At 71.4% G+C, this 17,266-nt stretch carries 18 protein-coding genes and 1 pseudogene; 9 read left to right on the forward strand and 10 right to left on the reverse strand.

Translation table 11 applies throughout. The features are described 5' to 3' along the window. Positions 1 to 510 (reverse strand): annotated as a pseudogene (locus AC1DQC_RS10970) (NYN domain-containing protein); the annotation flags it as partial. A 145-nt stretch (positions 511 to 655) separates the two neighbouring features. Here AC1DQC_RS10970 and AC1DQC_RS10975 point away from each other — a divergent pair. Beyond that, on the forward strand, positions 656 to 2,557 hold the full coding sequence (locus tag AC1DQC_RS10975) for a DEDD exonuclease domain-containing protein (RefSeq protein WP_477051270.1): 1,902 nt from the start codon (positions 656 to 658) through the stop codon (positions 2,555 to 2,557). 8 nt (positions 2,558 to 2,565) lie between these two features. Beyond that, a complete protein-coding gene (locus AC1DQC_RS10980; RefSeq protein WP_370503424.1) occupies positions 2,566 to 2,847 on the forward strand; it encodes an Lrp/AsnC family transcriptional regulator in 282 nt (93 codons plus the stop codon). 208 nt (positions 2,848 to 3,055) lie between these two features. Here the strand turns inward: AC1DQC_RS10980 and trpD are convergent, their stop codons facing one another. Then, positions 3,056 to 4,123 carry an anthranilate phosphoribosyltransferase gene (gene trpD / locus AC1DQC_RS10985; protein WP_477051271.1) on the reverse strand — a complete coding sequence of 356 codons (1,068 nt, stop codon included), beginning with the start codon at positions 4,121 to 4,123 and terminating at the stop codon, positions 3,056 to 3,058. After that, a complete protein-coding gene (locus tag AC1DQC_RS10990; protein ID WP_477051272.1) occupies positions 4,120 to 4,557 on the reverse strand; it encodes a hypothetical protein in 438 nt (145 codons plus the stop codon). The genes trpD and AC1DQC_RS10990 overlap by 4 nt, the downstream gene beginning before the upstream one ends. A gap of 293 nt (positions 4,558 to 4,850) precedes the next feature. Here AC1DQC_RS10990 and ctaE point away from each other — a divergent pair, with 293 nt between their 5' ends. From ctaE to AC1DQC_RS11015, 5 genes are all read left to right on the forward strand, one after another. After that, positions 4,851 to 5,498 carry an aa3-type cytochrome oxidase subunit III gene (gene ctaE / locus AC1DQC_RS10995; protein WP_477051273.1) on the forward strand — a complete coding sequence of 216 codons (648 nt, stop codon included), beginning with the start codon at positions 4,851 to 4,853 and terminating at the stop codon, positions 5,496 to 5,498. Between the two features lie 69 nt (positions 5,499 to 5,567). Next, positions 5,568 to 6,353: a cytochrome bc1 complex diheme cytochrome c subunit gene (gene qcrC, locus AC1DQC_RS11000; protein WP_477051274.1), complete on the forward strand. Its 786-nt coding sequence runs from the start codon at positions 5,568 to 5,570 to the stop codon at positions 6,351 to 6,353. Further along, positions 6,350 to 7,390 carry a cytochrome bc1 complex Rieske iron-sulfur subunit gene (gene qcrA, locus AC1DQC_RS11005; protein ID WP_477051275.1) on the forward strand — a complete coding sequence of 347 codons (1,041 nt, stop codon included), beginning with the start codon at positions 6,350 to 6,352 and terminating at the stop codon, positions 7,388 to 7,390. The genes qcrC and qcrA overlap by 4 nt, the downstream gene beginning before the upstream one ends. Further along, positions 7,387 to 9,123, forward strand: coding sequence for a cytochrome bc1 complex cytochrome b subunit (gene qcrB, locus AC1DQC_RS11010; RefSeq protein ID WP_477051276.1), 1,737 nt, complete (start codon positions 7,387 to 7,389; stop codon positions 9,121 to 9,123). Before qcrA ends, qcrB begins: the two co-directional genes overlap by 4 nt. Positions 9,124 to 9,243: 120 nt before the next feature. Then, complete coding sequence (locus tag AC1DQC_RS11015; RefSeq protein ID WP_477051277.1) at positions 9,244 to 9,870, forward strand: superoxide dismutase; 627 nt, start codon at positions 9,244 to 9,246, stop codon at positions 9,868 to 9,870. Between the two features lie 64 nt (positions 9,871 to 9,934). Here AC1DQC_RS11015 and AC1DQC_RS11020 read toward each other — a convergent pair whose 3' ends face one another. The 5 genes from AC1DQC_RS11020 to ctaC form a co-directional block, all read right to left on the reverse strand. Next, a complete protein-coding gene (locus tag AC1DQC_RS11020; RefSeq protein WP_477051278.1) occupies positions 9,935 to 10,324 on the reverse strand; it encodes an META domain-containing protein in 390 nt (129 codons plus the stop codon). Further along, on the reverse strand, positions 10,321 to 10,728 hold the full coding sequence (locus AC1DQC_RS11025; RefSeq protein ID WP_477051279.1) for an META domain-containing protein: 408 nt from the start codon (positions 10,726 to 10,728) through the stop codon (positions 10,321 to 10,323). Before AC1DQC_RS11025 ends, AC1DQC_RS11020 begins: the two co-directional genes overlap by 4 nt. A 72-nt stretch (positions 10,729 to 10,800) precedes the next feature. Beyond that, on the reverse strand, positions 10,801 to 11,199 hold the full coding sequence (locus AC1DQC_RS11030) for a cytochrome c oxidase subunit 4 (RefSeq protein ID WP_477051280.1): 399 nt from the start codon (positions 11,197 to 11,199) through the stop codon (positions 10,801 to 10,803). Continuing rightward, complete coding sequence (ctaD, locus tag AC1DQC_RS11035; RefSeq protein ID WP_477051281.1) at positions 11,196 to 13,004, reverse strand: aa3-type cytochrome oxidase subunit I; 1,809 nt, start codon at positions 13,002 to 13,004, stop codon at positions 11,196 to 11,198. The genes AC1DQC_RS11030 and ctaD overlap by 4 nt, the downstream gene beginning before the upstream one ends. Next, positions 13,004 to 13,885, reverse strand: coding sequence for an aa3-type cytochrome oxidase subunit II (ctaC, locus tag AC1DQC_RS11040; RefSeq protein ID WP_477051282.1), 882 nt, complete (start codon positions 13,883 to 13,885; stop codon positions 13,004 to 13,006). The genes ctaD and ctaC overlap by 1 nt, the downstream gene beginning before the upstream one ends. 247 nt (positions 13,886 to 14,132) lie before the next feature. On the opposite strand from ctaC, the gene AC1DQC_RS11045 reads away from it, so the two are divergent. Then, positions 14,133 to 15,326: a cysteine desulfurase family protein gene (locus AC1DQC_RS11045; protein WP_477051283.1), complete on the forward strand. Its 1,194-nt coding sequence runs from the start codon at positions 14,133 to 14,135 to the stop codon at positions 15,324 to 15,326. Further along, positions 15,326 to 15,544 (forward strand): sulfurtransferase TusA family protein, encoded by a 219-nt coding sequence (locus AC1DQC_RS11050; RefSeq protein ID WP_477051436.1) that lies wholly within the window; start codon positions 15,326 to 15,328, stop codon positions 15,542 to 15,544. Before AC1DQC_RS11045 ends, AC1DQC_RS11050 begins: the two co-directional genes overlap by 1 nt. Positions 15,545 to 15,592: 48 nt before the next feature. Here the strand turns inward: AC1DQC_RS11050 and erpA are convergent, their stop codons facing one another. Both erpA and AC1DQC_RS11060 read right to left on the reverse strand, forming a co-directional pair. Further along, on the reverse strand, positions 15,593 to 15,955 hold the full coding sequence (gene erpA, locus AC1DQC_RS11055) for an iron-sulfur cluster insertion protein ErpA (RefSeq protein ID WP_370503438.1): 363 nt from the start codon (positions 15,953 to 15,955) through the stop codon (positions 15,593 to 15,595). 112 nt (positions 15,956 to 16,067) lie between these two features. Next, the gene (locus AC1DQC_RS11060; protein ID WP_477051284.1) at positions 16,068 to 17,258 is read right to left on the reverse strand and encodes a glycerate kinase family protein; all 1,191 of its coding nucleotides are present in this window, start codon (positions 17,256 to 17,258) and stop codon (positions 16,068 to 16,070) included. Positions 17,259 to 17,266: the final 8 nt, after the last annotated feature.

Genomic DNA, 17,266 nt, shown 5'->3' on the forward strand with positions numbered 1-17,266 from the left:
GCGCTGGAGCGCGCCGAGCTGGTCCTGCGCGGCGCGCGCCTCGTCGCGGGCCGCTGCCGCGTCGGCTCGCGACCGCTCGACCTCGGCCTGCGCCCGCTCCAGGCGGGCGCGCAGCTGTCCGGCGTCCGGGTCGGCGACCGCCTCCTGGGGCGGGAGCAGGTCGGGCCACCGGGACGACCCCTGGAGCCAGGCGCCGACGGCAGCGGCGACCGACGGCTCCGGCGTCCCCGGTCCGTCGGGGGCGACCTCGGTCGCCAGCTCGGGGTTCGCCTGTGCCCACACGCGCGCCACGCGGGCGCGGAACGCGTCGTCCTGCAGCGCGGACCACAGGGGTCCGGCGCCCGCGGTGGCGCGCCGGCGCGGGGCGAACCGGTGCACGGCGCGCAGCGACGCGGGCACCTCGGCCGCTTCGGCGGCCCCCAGCGCGTCCGCGGCGGCCTGCACGAGCGCGGCCCGCAGCGGGGCCGGCACGTCGACCGCCTCGTCGCGTGTCTCGTCCGCGCTGCGCATGTCCAGCACCCTAGGCGGCCCGGATGCGCGACGCGGCACGACGGGCGGGCGCGACCGGGTGATCGCCGGGAGCGCGGTGACCGGGTGCGCGACGCACCGGGCGAGGAGCGAGGGCGTGTCGGTGCGCGTAGGTAGCGTCCGGGTCATGTCGCCCGTCCGCCGTCTGCGCCCCGTCTGGGCGGACGCGACCCCGGACCCCGCGGCGCGACCGGTGCAGCTGAGCCTGGACGACCTGGGCACCCCGCTGTCGGACGTCGTCTTCGTCGTGGTCGACCTCGAGACGACGGGCGGCACGCCCGCGGACTCGGCGATCACCGAGATCGGCGCGGTCAAGGTGCGCGGCGGCGAGGTGCTGGGTGAGTTCCAGACGCTGGTCGACCCCGGCGGCCCCGTCCCGCCGTTCATCCAGGTGCTCACCGGCATCACCACCACCATGCTCATCGGCGCCCCGCCCATCGAGCAGGTGCTGCCCAGCTTCCTGGAGTTCTCCCGGGGTGCCGTGCTCGTCGCGCACAACGCCCCGTTCGACGTCGGCTTCCTCAAAGCCGCGGCGGCCCGCACCGGCCACGCGTGGCCGGGCAACAAGGTCGTGGACACCGTCCGGCTCGCCCGCCGCGTGGTCACCAAGGACGAGGCGCCCAACCACAAGCTGTCCACGCTCGCGAACCTCTTCCACGCCACGGTGACGCCGAACCACCGGGCGCTGTCCGACGCCCGCGCGACGGTCGACGTCCTGCACGCCCTGCTGTCCCGGATGGCGCCGCTGGGCATCACGCACCTCGAGGACCTGGCGACGGCCACCGACCCCGTGCCCGGTGACGTCCGACGCAAGCGCACCCTCGCCGACGGGCTGCCCGATGGCCCGGGCGTGTACCTGTTCCGCGGCCCGGGCGAGGAGGTCCTGTACGTCGGCACCTCGACCACCTCGCTGCGGCAGCGCGTCCGGTCGTACTTCACGTCGGCCGAGAAGCGGAGCCGGATGATCGAGATGGTGCGCGTCGCGCAGCGCGTCGACCCGATCCCCTGCGCGACGCCGCTCGAGGCCCGCGTGCGCGAGCTGCGCCTCATCGCCGCCCACTCCCCCCGGTACAACCGCCGGTCGCGCTTCCCCGAGCGGATGCCGTGGGTCCGGCTGACGTCCGAGCCGTACCCGCGCCTGTCCGTCGTGCGAGAGGTCAAGGACGAGGACGGCGCCACCTACATCGGGCCGTTCTCGTCGGCCTCCACCGCCCAGCTGGCCGTGGACGCCCTGCACGAGACGTTCCCCGTCCGGCAGTGCACCCGTCGACTCCCGCTGGTCGCGCCGGCGGGCGCGTCGGCCTGCGTGCTCGCGGAGATGGGCAAGTGCGGCGCACCGTGCACCGGGCACCAGGGCGTGACCGACTACGCCGACGTCGTCGCACGGGTTCGCGCCGCGATGCTCGCGGACGCGACCCCGGTGGTCGAGGCGCACGCCGACCGGATCGAGTGGCTCGTGGCGCAGGAGCGGTTCGAGGAGGCCGGCGTCGTCCGGGACCGGCTCGGCGGCTTCCTGCGCGGCGCGAGCCGCGCACAGAAGTTCGCCCCGCTCGCCGCGTGTGCCGAGCTCGTCGCTGCCAGGCGTGCCGACGACGGCGGCTGGGAGCTGGTGCTCGTGCGCTACGGCCGACTGGCCGGGACCGCGCGCGTCGACCGCCGCACCGACCCCCGGCCCGCGATCGCCACGCTGCAGGCCACAGGCGAGCAGGTCGAGCCGCCGGTCGCGCCGGCCCCGGCGGCGCACCCCGAGGAGACCGACCTCATCCTGGCGTGGCTCGAGAAGCCCGGTGTCCGCCTGGTCGAGGTCGACCGCCCGTGGGCCTGCCCGGTGCGGTCGGCGGAGGCGCTCGGCGACCCCGCAGCCGCGGTCGCGGCCGTGGTGCGACCTCGCCTCGCGCCTCTGATCCAGCTCGTCACCGCCGGGTCCGGGGAGCGCGAGCTCGACCCCGCCGAAGCCCGCCCGGTGACGCTGGAGCTCGACGACGCGCGGGTCATCCCGATCGGCATCCGCGCGCCCCGCACGGCATGATGACGAGCATGCTGACCGCCATCGTGCTCATCGACTCGGACGCCTCGAGGATCCCGGAGGTCGCCGCCGCGATCGCCGACATCCCGGGCGTCAGCGAGGTCTACTCCGTGACCGGGGAGGTGGACCTCATCGCCATGGTCCGGGTGCGCGAGCACGACGACCTGGCGGACGTCATCGCGGACAAGGTCAGCAAGATCGAGGGCGTCATCCGCACGCAGACGTACATCGCGTTCCGCACGTACTCGCAGCACGACCTGGAACAAGCGTTCGCCCTCGGGCTGGAGGACTGATCCGGAGCGCAGCGCAAGGTGAGGGGCGCGGAGCGTCACTCGCCTGGAGCGGAGCGCAGGATCAGGCCGACCGACAGCTGGAGGACTGACCTGGAGCGCAGCGGAGGCTGAGGGGCGCGGAGCGTCACTCGGCCGGAGCGGAGCGGAAGGTCAGTCCGACCAACAAGCACAGGGGACTGTTGGTGAGCCGACGAAGTCAGGGCCGCCCCTACGCCCCGCTCGCCGCCCGCCAGCGCTCCAGCACGTCGGCGGCCGCGCCGGTGTCCAGCGACCGCCGGGCGTGCTCTCGACCGGCGACGAGGCGCTCGACGAGGGTCCCGTCGGCGGTGCCGGGCAGGGTCCCGTCGGCCACGAGGGCCGCGGCGACGTTGAGGACGACGGTCTCGCGCACGGCGCCGGGCTCGCCGGCGAGGAGTCGCCGCGCGACGTCGGCGTTGTAGTCGGCCTTCGCGCCGCGCAGGGACGCGAGCTCGATGCGCGCCACTTCGAGGTCGGTCGCCCAGTCGACGACGGACTCGGTGACCTCCCCGTCGCGGACCTCCCAGATACGGGTCGGGCCGGTCGGCGCGATCTCGTCGAGGCCGTCCTCGCCGCGGAACACGAGCGCGCTGGAGCCGCGCTGCGCGAGCACGCCGGCCATGAGGGGCGCCATGCGGGGGTCGGCCACACCGATGGCACCCGAGCGCGGCTGCGCGGGGTTGGTGAGCGGGCCGAGGAAGTTGAAGGCGGTGCCGATGCCGAGCTCGGTGCGGGCGGCGGCGGTGTGTCGGAACGACGGGTGGAACACCTGCGCGAAGCAGAACGTGATGCCGACCTCGGTGGCCAGCTCGGCGACGCGGGCCGGGGGGTGGTCGAGCCGGATGCCGAGCTCCTCGAGCACGTCGGCGGAACCGGAGGACGACGACGCGGCCCGGTTGCCGTGCTTCACCACGGTGATCCCGGCCCCCGCGATGACGAGGGCCGACATCGTCGAGATGTTCACGGTGTGCGAGCGATCACCGCCGGTGCCGACGATGTCGAGGGTGCGGCCGGGGACCTCGATGCGGACGGCGTGCGCGAGCATCGTGTCGGCCAGGGCCGTGAGCTCGGCGACGGACTCGCCCTTGGTCTTGAGACCGACGAGGAACGCGGCGACCTTGGGCGTCGACGCGGCGCCGCTCATGATCTCGGCCATGGCCCACGACGTCTGCTCGGGTGACAGGTCACGCCGTGCGGTGAGGGTGCTGAAGAGATCGGGCCAGCTGGCCGTCTGCGACCCAGCGGCCACCTCGGTCATCGGGTGACGGCCTGCGCCTCGACGAGTGCCGCGACGGCCCCGTGCAGCTCGACCGGGTCGAGCGGGCGGCTGACCACGCCGTCGGCGTTCGACCAGGAGGCCAGCCAGGCGTCCTGCGGCCGGCCGGTGAGGACGAGCGTCGGGGGGCAGCGGTAGATCTCGTCCTTGAGCTGGCGCGCGAGGCCGAGGCCGCCGACCTTGTCCGCCTCGCCGTCGAGGATGACCAGGTCGAGCCCGCCGGCCTCGGTCGTGGCGATGACGGCCGCGGCGGTCGCCACCTCCACCCACTCGATGTCGGGCGCCCCGCGCCTCAGCCGACGCCCGACGGCGAGCCGGACCTGCGCGCGCGCGTCCACGTCGTCGCTGTACAGCAGGATGCGCGGACCGGGGGCCGCGGCTGCCTGATCGGGGTGCGCCGTGCTCGTGGAGCTCATGGAGAGGGTTCCTCACTCGTCGTCGACGTGACGTCCGAGGGCATCTTGGCACGGCGCGTCCCGCCCTGTCGGTGAGGCCCGCGATCGGGTCGCCCGGACGCATAGCACGGGGCTCGCGACGCGCCGCACGACGCCGGCCCCGCACACCGCCCCGACGGGTTCTCCGGCACGGCCAGATCCGCGTGAAATCCGGCCGACGCCTCGCGCGCGAGCGCCCAGATCCTGACGGTGTGACATTTACCTGTGGCGACGCTGAGGGTCCAACGTCCCATGCGGGTGCGTCATCAGCCATAATGACGAACGTGTCGACCGCAACGGCTGCCCCGCGCACCAGCCCCCACGTGAGCGTCAACCGACCGAACCCCGTGTCGGTAGGGACGATCGTCTGGCTGGCCAGCGAGCTCATGTTCTTCGCAGGCCTCTTCGCCATGTACTTCACGCTGCGTGGCGCAGCGCCGGAGGCATGGGCGGAGAACACGCCGAAGCTCAACGTCACCTTCGCCGCCATCAACACCACGGTGCTGGTGCTGTCGTCGGTGACGTGCCAGATGGGCGTGTGGGCCGCCGAGCGGTTCCAGCCCGTCCGCAGCGGGTCGATCTTCCAGGTGAACCGCTGGGGCATGAACGAGTGGGTGGCGCTCACCTACCTCATGGGCGCCTTCTTCATCGGCGGCCAGATCTACGAGTACGCCGGGCTGGTCAGCGAGGGCCTGACGATCTCGTCGAGCCCCTACGGCTCGGTCTTCTACCTGACCACCGGGTTCCACGGTCTGCACGTCGTCGGCGGTCTGCTCGCCTTCCTCTTCCTGCTCGGTCGCTCGTTCAGCGCCAAGCGCTTCGGTCACCACGAGGCCACCACCGGCATCGTCACGTCGTACTACTGGCACTTCGTCGACGTCGTGTGGATCGCGCTCTTCGCCGTCATCTACCTCTTGAAGTAAGGAGCGCCGGGCGCCTCCGCCCGATGCTCCGAAGTCCCTATCCCCCACGTGCGAGACGAGGATCGATCCGTGAAGGCACTCGCAGCCCGCAGGCAGGATCGGCGTGCGCCGATCGTGCTGCTCCTGCTGGCGCTGCTGCTCACCGGTGGCCTGTACGCGGTGCTGGCACCGACGTCGGCCGATGCGACGCCTGTGAAGGCGAGCACCAACGACATCGCGGCCGGCGAGAAGCTGTTCCAGGCCAACTGCGCCTCCTGCCACGGGCCTTCGGCGTCCGGCACGGAGAGCGCCCCGTCCCTCATCGGGGTGGGTGCCGCGGCGGTCGACTTCCAGGTGGGCACCGGCCGCATGCCGGCGCAGATGAGCGGCCCGCAGGTGCAGGTCAAGCCCGTCCAGTTCGACCAGGACCAGATCAACCAGCTCGCCGCGTTCGTCGCGTCGCTGGGTGCCGGTCCGGCCATCCCGACAGCGGAGCAGGTCGACCCCAGCCTGGGTGACCCCGCCACGGGTATGTCGATCTTCCGCACCAACTGCGCGATGTGCCACAACGCCGTCGGCGCCGGCGGTGCCCTCTCGCAGGGCAAGTTCGCGCCCAACCTGTGGGCGACCACGCCCACCCACCTGTACGAGGCCATGCTGACCGGCCCGCAGTCGATGCCCGTGTTCAACGACGCGAACATCACCCCCGAGGAGAAGCGCGACATCATCGCCTTCATCGACCAGCAGGGTGGCGCGTCCCCCGGCGGTCTCGACCTCGGTGCCCTCGGACCGGTGAGCGAGGGCCTGTGGGCCTGGGTCGTCGGCATGGGCCTGCTCATCGGCGCAGCAGTCTGGATCGGAGCGAAGTCCTCGTGAGCAACCTCGAACGCGGCCACGAGGCCAGCAACGAGATCACCACCCCCGTCCCGGCGGCCGTGCCCGACCGGTTCGAGGACCCGGGTCACCCGGAGCACCACGACCGCCTGGGCGACAACGACCCGAAGGCGAACAAGAAGGCCGAGCGTCAGGTCGTCTTCCTGTTCGCGATCTCGGTCCTGGCCACCATCGGCTTCCTGGTCGCGTACTTCGCGATCCCGCCGGGCGAGTCCGTCGAGTCGATGCGCCTCTCGAACCTCCTGCTCGGGCTCGGGCTCGCGCTCTCGCTCCTGGGCATCGGCTTCGCCGCCGTGCACTGGGCCAAGGCGCTGATGAACGACCACGAGAAGTCCGAGGAGCGCCACCTCCAGCAGAGCGACGAGCCCACGCGTGCGGCGGCTGTCGAGGTGCTCAAGGAGGGCGCCGCGGACTCGGCCATCGGTCGGCGCGGCGTGCTGCAGGGCGCCATGATCTCCGCCCTCGCGCTGTTCCCGCTGGCCATCATCGTGCCGCTCATCGGCAACGTGGGTGGGGACTGGAACGTCTCGAAGTTCCGTCACACCCTCTGGAAGAAGGGGACGCGCCTCGCGACCGACCCCACGAACCGGCCCATCAAGGCGTCGGACGTGACGATCGGCTCCGTGTTCCACGTCATCCCGTTCGACCTCGAGAAGTCCGACAACCCGCTGGACGAGAAGGCCAAGGCCGTCGTCCTGCTGGTCCGGCTCGACCCCTCGGAGCTCAAGGAGTCCGAGGAGAAGAAGAGCTGGTCCTACAACGGGATCGTCGCCTACTCGAAGATCTGCACCCACGTGGGTTGTCCGGTCGCGCTGTACGAGCAGCAGACCCACCACCTCCTCTGCCCGTGCCACCAGTCGACGTTCGACGTGGCCGACGGTGCGAAGGTCGTGTTCGGACCGGCGAAGCGGCCCCTGCCGCAGCTGCCGATCACCGTCGATGACGAGGGCTACCTGATCGCTCAGAGCGACTTCAACGAGCCCGTCGGCCCGAGCTACTGGGAGCGTCTGACGAAATGACGACGACAGCCAACCCGTCCCCCGTCGAGAAGCTCGCGGCGGGTACGGCGGACTACCTGGACCAGCGGACCGGCGTCGGCACTGCCGTCAAGGTCTTCGCTCGCAAGATCTTCCCCGACCACTGGTCGTTCCTGCTGGGCGAGATCGCGCTGTTCAGCTTCATCACGATCCTGATCTCCGGCGTGTTCCTCACGATGTTCTTCGTGCCGAGCATGAACGAGGTCACCTACGACGGACCGTGGGCCTCCCTGCAGGGCGTCCACATGTCCGAGGCGTTCGCCTCCACCCTGCACCTGTCGTTCGAGGTGCGCGGCGGCCTGCTCATGCGGCAGATCCACCACTGGGCCGCCCTCATCTTCATGGCCGCGATCGTCACCCACATGATGCGTGTCTTCTTCACGGGTGCCTTCCGCAAGCCGCGTGAGATCAACTGGGTCGTCGGCTTCCTGCTGCTCATCCTGGGCCTGGCCGCCGGCTTCTCCGGCTACTCGCTCCCGGACGACGTGCTGTCCGGCAACGGCCTGCGCATCACCGACGGCGTCGTGCGGTCGATCCCGATCATCGGCAGCTACACGTCGTACTTCATCTTCGGCGGAGAGTTCCCGGGCGAGGTGCTCATCCCGCGCCTGTTCACGGTGCACATCCTGCTGGTGCCCGGCATCATCCTGGCCCTGATCGGGCTGCACCTCTTCTTCGTGGTGCTGCACAAGCACACGCAGTACCCGGGCTCCGGCCGGTCGGACAAGAACGTCGTCGGCTACCCGCTGTTCCCGATCTACGTGGCGAAGGCCGGCGGCTACTTCTTCACCGTGTTCGGCGTCATCGCGCTGATGGCGGCGACCATGACGATCAACCCTGTGTGGAACTACGGCCCGTACGACCCGTCACCGGTGTCGGCAGGCGCGCAGCCCGACTGGTACATGCTGTTCCTCGAGGGATCGCTGCGCCTCATGCCAGGGTTCGCCGAGGTGGTGATCGGGCACTGGACGCTGTCGCTCAACGTGATCATCCCGGCCATGGTCGTGCCGGGCATCCTGTTCACGCTGCTCGCGGCGTACCCGTTCGTCGAGGCCGCTGTGACCGGCGACCGCCGCGAGCACCACGTGCTCGACCGCCCGCGCAACCGGCCGTTCCGCACGGCGTTCGGCGTCTCGCTCCTCACCGCGTTCTTCATCCTGGTGCTGGCCGGCTCGAACGACCTCATCGCGACGCACTTCCACCTGTCGATCAACGACATCACCTGGGCGTTCCGGGTGCTGATCTTCGTCGGCCCGTGGTTCGCGTTCTGGGTGACCAAGCGCATCTGCCTCGGCCTGCAGCGCAAGGACCGCGAGCTGGTGCTGCACGGCCACGAGACCGGTCGCATCGTGCGGTTCGCCAACGGTGAGTACATCGAGGTGCACAAGCCCCTGGACGCGCACGAGCGCTGGCTGCGCGTGCAGCACGACGCGATCCGCCCGCTCGAGATCGAGCCCGCGGAGGACTCGCGTGGCGTGCGGCGCAAGGGCTACGCCCTGGACCGCATGCGGCAGCGTCTCTCGCAGACGTTCTACGAGGACCGCGTCGAGCCCGTCACGCCGGCCGAGCTGGCGGCGTCGCACTCGCACGGCGAGCACGACTCCCTCGAGGGCGCTCCGGAGCACGCTCCGGCCCAGCTGACCGGCGCCGTGGGCGGCGGCCAGCACCTCGTGGATCCGCAGGATGAGACTGCCCCCGACGGGCGGAATCGCTGATCCTGAGCAAGAGTTGATCGTGGAGTCGGGCGGCTCGCCGTAACGGCGGGCCGCCCGTTCTTCGTTCCGACGGGCCGCGGCACGCGGTCCCAGACCGACGCAGGAGAGGTGTACTCACGCATGGCTGACTACTCGCTTCCGGATCTGCCCTACGACTACGCGGCACTCGAGCCGCACATCTCGGGGCGCATCATGGAGCTGCACCATGACAAGCACCACGCCGCCTACGTGACCGGCGCCAACACCGCGCTCGAGAAGCTCGCCGCGGCGCGCGCGTCCGACGACTTCGCCGCCGTGAACCTGCACGAGAAGAACCTGGCGTTCAACCTGGGCGGCCACGTCAACCACTCGGTGTTCTGGGAGAACCTCTCCCCCGACGGTGGCGACAAGCCCACCGGCGAGCTGGGCGCGGCGGTCGACGAGTTCTTCGGCTCGTTCGAGGCCTTCCAGAAGCACTTCGCGGCCAACGCGATCGGCATCCAGGGCTCCGGCTGGTCGATCCTGGCGTGGGACTCCATCGGCCAGAAGCTCGTGATCGTGCAGCTGTACGACCAGCAGAGCAACATCGCGCTGGGCCTGGTCCCCGTCGTCGTCCTGGACATGTGGGAGCACGCGTTCTACCTGGACTACGTCAACGTCAAGGCCGACTACGTCAAGGCGTGGTGGAACATCGTCAACTGGGCCGATGCCGCCGCACGCTTCGACCGTGCCCGCACGCAGACCTCGGGCCTCATCGTCGCGCTCTGAGCGCACGGCGCACGAAGGCCGGCACCCGTTCGCGGGTGCCGGCCTTCGGCGCGTCAGCGCCCCCTCAGGAGTTCGGTTGGAGCGTGCCGATCTCGATCCCGAACTCGTCGGCGAAGACGAGGTTCTCGCCCTGCACCGTCGCCTTCACCGACTCCGACAGCCACGTGTCGACGCTCTGGCACGCCATCCGCGTGGTCGCCCACGGCCCGAACGCCACCTGGTCGCCGTCCTGCTCCCACGTGCCCGTCACCCGGTTGCAGCCATCCGTGCCCGAGATGCTGCCGTCGTCCGCCAGCTCGAGCGACACCACGCCCTCGGTGTCCTGCATCCCCCACACGCCCGCCACGTCCGGCACGGGGGCGGCGGGGGTCGCGCCGGCAGTCCCCGTCGCGCCGCCGCACCCCGCCAGCCCTGCGGCGGCCGCGAGGACGACCACCGCGAGACGCGCCCTCATTTCGTCTTCTCGAGCGTGCCGATCTCCTTGCCCTTGTCGTCCATCACCGTGAGCTCCTTGCCCGACACCGTCGCCGACGACGCTCCCGAGAGCCAGGTGTCCACGCCGTCGCAGTGCATCATCGTCGCGGCGAAGGCGCCGAACTCGATGGTCGAGCCGTCGATCTTCCACGTCCCGTTCAGCTGGTTGCAGCCGTCGGACCCGTTGACGGTCCCGCTCTCGAGCATCTGGAGGTACACCAGCGGCGACGACTTCGGCTGCGACCACTCGCCGGTGACGTCCTTGGTGCTCAGCGCCGAGCCCGAGTCGCCGTCAGAGCTGCTGCTCGCGCACCCCGCGAGCACGACCCCGACCGCGCCGACGAGGACGGCGGTCCGGGCAGCAAATGCGTATGAATGCCTCATTCCGCCGACGCTAGCGCAGCGGACGCCAGAAGGCCCCCACCGAAACGGCGGGGGCCTCCTCGAGACGTCAGATCAGTGGGCGTGCTGTCCGCGGGAGAACTCGAACACCCAGCCGACCAGGCCGATCACGCCGAGGGCGACGCCGATGTAGGACAGCCAGAACCCGACCGCGAGGCCCGCGAACGTGATCGCGGCCGACACGCCGAGCACCAGCGGCCACCAGCTCCACGGGCTGAACACGCCCTGGTCGCCGGCGCCCTGCTCGATCTCGCCCAGCGGGTCGTCCTCGGGGCGCTCGTCGATGCGTCGCGACAGCAGCGCGAAGTAGGCACCGATCATGCCGACCAGGCCGCCGACGAGCGGGATGCCGACGGTACCGACGGGCTCGCCGTGGCTCCACGCCGCGTAGATCAGGCCGACGGGGACGAAGAACAGCACCCCGTAGAGGAAGAGCTTGGTCTCGAGCTTCATCGCGTGCCCTCCTCGTCGGTCGTCGGGCGGTCGTCGACGATCGTGGCCGACGACTGCTCCGGCTCACCCTTGCCGTTGACGACGCGGTCGGTCGCGACCTCGTTCAGGCCACGCCGGTCGCCCTCCCAGTCCAGGGGTCCGGGGTTCGGCTCCACGTGGTCCATCGCGGCGACCTCGGGGTGGTGCAGGTCGAACGCGGGGCGCTCCGAGCGGATCCGGGGCAGCGACGTGAAGTTGTGCCGCGGGGGCGGGCAGCTGGTGGCCCACTCGAGCGAGGCGCCGTAGCCCCACGGGTCGTCGACGGTGACCAGCGGCGCGTTGCGCCACGTGGTGTAGACGTTCCAGAGGAACGGCAGCGTGGATGCGGCCAGGATGACGGCACCGACGGTCGAGAGCTGGTTCATCCACGTGAAGCCGTCGTCCGGCGAGTAGTCCGCGTAGCGGCGGGGCATGCCCTTGACGCCCAGCCAGTGCTGGATGAGGAACGTGGTGTGGAAGCCGATGAACAGCATCCAGAAGTGGACCTTGCCCAGCCGCTCGTCGAGCATCCGGCCGGTCATCTTGGGCCACCAGAAGTAGAAGCCCGCGAACATGGCGAACACGACGGTGCCGAACACCACGTAGTGGAAGTGGGCGACCACGAAGTACGAGTCCGACAGCGAGAAGTCGAGCGCCGGGCTGGACAGGATGATGCCGGTCAGGCCGCCGAACAGGAACGTGACGAGGAAGCCGATCGTCCAGAGCATCGGCGTCTCGAAGGTGAGCTTGCCGCGCCACATCGTGCCGATCCAGTTGAAGAACTTCACGCCGGTCGGCACCGCGATGAGCATCGTCATGAACGAGAAGAACGGCAGCAGCACCGAGCCGGTGACGTACATGTGGTGGGCCCACACGGTCACGGACAGGGCCGCGATCGCGATCGTCGCGTACACCAGGCCCTTGTAGCCGAAGATCGGCTTGCGGCTGAAGACCGGCAGGATCTCGGTGATGATGCCGAAGAACGGCAGCGCGATGATGTAGACCTCGGGGTGCCCGAAGAACCAGAACAGGTGCTGCCAGAGGATGGCGCCGCCGTTCTCGGGGTTGAACACCTGGGCGCCGAGGCGCCGGTCCGCGCCGAGCGCGAAGAGCGCGGCGGCCAGCGGCGGGAACGCCATGAGCACGAGCAGCGACGTCACCAGGGTGTTCCAGGTGAAGATCGGCATCCGGAACATGGTCATGCCGGGCGCGCGCATGGTGACGATCGTGGTGATGAAGTTGACGGCACCCAGGATGGTGCCGAAGCCGGCGAGCGCCAGGCCGAACACCCAGAGGTCGCCGCCGAGCCCCGGCGAGTACACGGTGTTCGACAGCGGCGCGTACGCGAACCAGCCGAACGACGCGGCGCCCTGGGGCGTGAAGAACCCGGCACCGGCGATGGTGCCGCCGAAGAAGAACATCCAGTACGCGAGCATGTTGAGCCGCGGGAACGCGACGTCGGGCGCACCGATCTGCAGGGGCATGATCACGTTGGCGAAGCCCGCGAACAGCGGCGTCGCGAACAGCAGCAGCATGATCGTGCCGTGCATGGTGAACGCCTGGTTGTACTGCTCACGGGACTGGAAGATGTCCATGCCCGGGGCGAACAGCTCGGCGCGGATGAGCAGCGCCAGGATGCCGCCGATGGCGAACCAGACGAACGACGTGATCAGGTACAGGTACCCGATCGTCTTGTGGTCGGTCGAGGTGATCCACTTGATCACCGTGCGTCCGAGGGTCTGGCGCGACGGCGCCAGACCGGGGATGTGCTCCGCGACGGCGGCCATCACTTATCGCCTTCCTTCGGAGCGCTGTCCAGGTCTTGCTGGCGGCTGTACTCGAGACCGAGCGAGCCCTCCTGACCCTTCGCCTTGAGCTCCTCGATGTGCGCGTCGTAGTCCTCGCGCGACACGACCTTGACGTTGAACAGCATGGACGAGTGGTACTCGCCGCAGAGCTCGGCGCACTTGCCCAGGTACTCGCCGACCTGCGTCGGGGTGACCTGGAACGAGTTCGTCTTGCCCGGGATCATGTCCATCTTGTAGAGGAACGCGGGGATCCAGAACGAGTGGATGACGTCGCGGGAGTCGAGCGTGAACTCGACCCGCTCGTTGACGGGCAGGTACAGCGTGACCTGGTCCTTGAGCACCCCGGTGCCGGCGCTGCCCACGTCCTGCGCGTGCTGGCCGGTGTCGTACGCGTCGTCGTCGAGGTAGTTGAAGTCCCAGCTCCACTGCTTGCCGATGACCTGCACGTGGACGTCCGCGTCGGCCGAGGTGTCCTGCACCGCGGTGGTGTCGCGGTTCGTGTAGTAGAAGAGCACCCCGACCATGATGATCGGCAGGATCACGTACATGACCTCGAGCGGGACGTGGTACCGCAGCTGCACGGGGAGGGTGTCGTCACCCTTGCGCTTCCGGTAGACCGCGACGCACCACAGGATCAGGCCCCAGGTGATGAGGCCGACGACGAGCGCGGCGATCCACGAGCCGACCCACAGGCTGGTGATCCGGCCGGTCTGGTCGGTGATCTCGTGCTCGGAGCTGCCGGGGAGCCAGCCGCGCTGCACCTCGGCGGAGCATCCGCTCACGGCGACGGCGACGACGGCAAGCAGACCGGCCAGCAACAGGGCTGGTCGCCGCGTGCGACGGGGGGTGTCCGGGTGCAACGGGGGGACCTCTCACTCGCGTCCCGTCGACTCCCCCGCACTACTGCAGGACGCCGCCCGGGACCTTCGTCCTCGACCCGTGCAGCCTAGCGCGCCGACCACATCCTTTCGTCCTGGCGACACCCCTTGACGACACCGTGTCAGCACCATCACACCGCGGGTCCTTCACCGGACCCGACGCCCGTCGGGCACCGACAACCCCGTCGTCGCGCGCCTGGTCAGGTCCCTGCGGGGTTACGGTGCCCCCGTGAGCAGCCAGCCCGACCAGGCCGGCGTCGACGCCCCGCGCGACGCCCGTGTGACGCACACCACTGCTGCGCGGGTCGTCCTGGACGCCGGCGGCCGCGCCCCCTTGCTCCCGGCGGCCCGCACCGCGTTCCTCGAGGCCCTCGACCAGGGCTGGGCGGACCCGCGTCGTCTGCACGCCGAGGGTCGCCGTGCCCGCATGCTGCTCGACGGCGCACGCGAGGCGATCGCGGCGGCCGTGGGCGCCCGGACGCCGGAGGTGGACCTCGCGCCCTCCCACACGGCGACGCTGCACGGCGCCGTCCGGTCCGTGGCCCGTGGGCGCCGACGCACCGGCGCGGACGTCGTCGTCGGTGCGGTGGAGCGCGCCGCCGTGCTCAACGCGGCGGACTTCGCGGGGAACCGCGTCACGGTCCCGGTGGACCGGCTCGGCCGGGTGGACGGGGACGCGTTCGCGGCCGCGATCGCTCGGCCCGGGGTCGCGCTGGCCGCGCTCCAGCACGCCAACGGCGAGGTCGGCACGCTGCAGCCCGTCGAGGCCGCCCACGCCGCGGCACGGGCGGCCGGCGTGCCGCTGCTCGTCGACGCGGGCGCGAGCCTGGGCCACGTCGACGTCGGTGACGCGTGGGACCTGCTCGCCGCGGACGCGGGCGACTGGGGCGGCCCCGGCGGCCTCGGCGTGCTGGTCGCCCGGTCGGGTGTGCGGCGCTCGCCGGACTGGCCCGAGGACGAGGACCGCTGGTTCCCCGGGGGCGTGAGCGTCCCCGCCGCGCTCGCCGCCGCGGTCGCGTTGCAGGCGGCGATCTCGACCCGCACGACCGACGACGCGGTGCGCCGCCGGCTGGTGGACGTGATCCGGACGCGCGTGGCGGCCGACGTCCCCGACGTGGACGTCGTCGGCGACCCGACGGACCGGCTCCCCCATGTCGTGACGTTCTCCTGCCTCTACGTCGAGGGCGAGGCGCTCCTGTCGGCGCTGGACGCCCGCGGCTTCGCGGTCGGCTCGGGCTCGGCGTGCACGTCGAGCGCGCTGGAGCCCAGCCACGTGCTGGCGGCGATGGGCGCGCTCACGCACGGCAACATCCGGCTCGCGCTCCCCCGCGCCACCTCGCCGGCCGACGTCGACCGGTTCCTCGCCGAGCTGCCCGGCGTCGTCGCCGGCGTGCGGGAGTCCTGGGGGGTGGGCGGTCTGTGATCACCGTCGACGCGCGCGGGCTGCGCTGCCCGGCGCCGGTGATCCGGCTGGCGCGCGCGGCCTCGGACGCCCCGCCCGGGTCGGAGCTGACGGTGCTGGCCACAGACCCGGCGGCGGTGCACGACGTGCCGGCCTGGGCCCGGATGCGGGGCCACCAGATGGTCGCGACGACGGAGGAGGACGGCGTGCACGCGCTGACCGTCCGGACGCACGCATGACACAGGCCCGGCCCCCCGAGGGGGAACCGGGCCCGTGGTGAGCTCAGGTCAGCTGAACGACCCGCCGCACGCGCAGGCGCTGCCGGCGTTCGGGTTGTCGATGGTGAAGCCCTGCTTCTCGATCGAGTCGGCGAAGTCGATCGTGGCGCCCTCGAGGTAGGGGACGCTCATGCGGTCGACGACGACCTCGACACCGTCGTAGTCCTTGAGGGCGTCGCCGTCGAGGACACGCTCGTCGAAGTACAGCTGGTAGATGAGGCCCGAGCAGCCGCCGGGCTGGACGGCGACGCGCAGACGCAGGTCGTCGCGGCCTTCCTGCTCGAGGAGGCTGCGAACCTTGGAGGCGGCGAAGTCCGTGAGGAGGACGCCGTGCGTCTCGGTCGCGGTCTCGGTCGCGGTGGTCTCGCTCATGGTCTCTCCTGGGTGCTCGCTGGACAGCACTGCTCACGCATCAATCCTGGGCAACAGCACCAGGTTCGAGGTTGTTCCCGTCCAGGGTACGACCCGCGGGACAAGATCCCCGTCAACGTGACCAGGTTCTCGCCACGCGGGCGGACCGCGCCGCCAGGCTCCCCACCGGGTCCGCCAGCGCGGCGGCCACCTGCTCGGGCGTCTCGGCCACGGCGTAGGCCGCGGTGATGCCCGCCGCGGACAGCTCGCGGCGCCCGACCAGCACTTCCCCGGCGACGACCACCGTGGGCACGGCGTGCGCGAGCGCGCGGGACGCCACCTCCGGGACGACCTTGCCGTGCAGCGACTGCCAGTCGAACCGGCCCTCGCCGGTGACGACGACGTCGTGGTCGCCGATCCGGGCGTCCAGGCCGACGGCGTCCGCGACGAACACCGACCCGGGCACCAGCCGCCCGCCGAGCAGCGCGAGGCCGAAGCCGAGGCCTCCGGCCGCGCCGGCACCGGGCGCGGCGGTGAGCCGCGTCGTCGCCGACGCGGTACGCGTGCCGGCGAGCAGGTCCGGGCGCAGCGCATCACCCAGGGCGGCCGTGGCCGCGTGCGCGAAATGCCCCAGGGCCCGCTCGAGCTCCTGCGCCTGCTCGGGCGTGGCGCCCTTCTGGGGTGCGAACCCGGCGCTGGCACCGTGCAGGCCCAGCAGCGGGACGTCGACGTCGGTGGCGACGACGAGCTCCACGCCGCGCAGCCGGTCCCGCAGCTCCCGCAGACCGGCGAGGTCGTCCGGACCCACCGCGGCCAGCGATCCGCCGCCCGCGTCGAGCAGGTCGCTCGGCCCGTCGAGACCGAGAGCGCGCGCCAGCCCGACCAGCGCACCAGCCCCGCCGTCGTTCGTCGCCGAGCCCCCCAGCCCGACGACGACGCGGCGGGCGCCCGCGGCCACCGCCGCGGCGAGCAGCTCGCCGACCCCGCGGCTGGACGTCCGCGTCGGGTCGCGGAGCTCGTCCGGCACCAGCGGCAGGCCGACCGCCTGCGCGGACTCGAGGTACGCGGTCGTCCCGACGAACAGCAGCACGGCGGGCACCCGCACGCGCACGGGCGAGGTCACGGTCACCGGCACGAGCTCGCCGCCCAGCGCGGCGTGCAGGGTGGCGACGAAGCCCGGTCCCCCGTCGGACAGCGGGCACGTGCTCACCTCGTCGTGCGGCGCGGTCGCCCGCCACGCACCGGCCATGGCCTGCGCCGCCTCGTCGGCGGTCAGGCTCGAGCCGAAGCTGTCGGGGGCGATGAGCACGCGCACGCCGTGCATCGTGGCAC

The sequence above is a fragment of the Cellulomonas sp. P4_H12 genome, assembly GCF_056400905.1.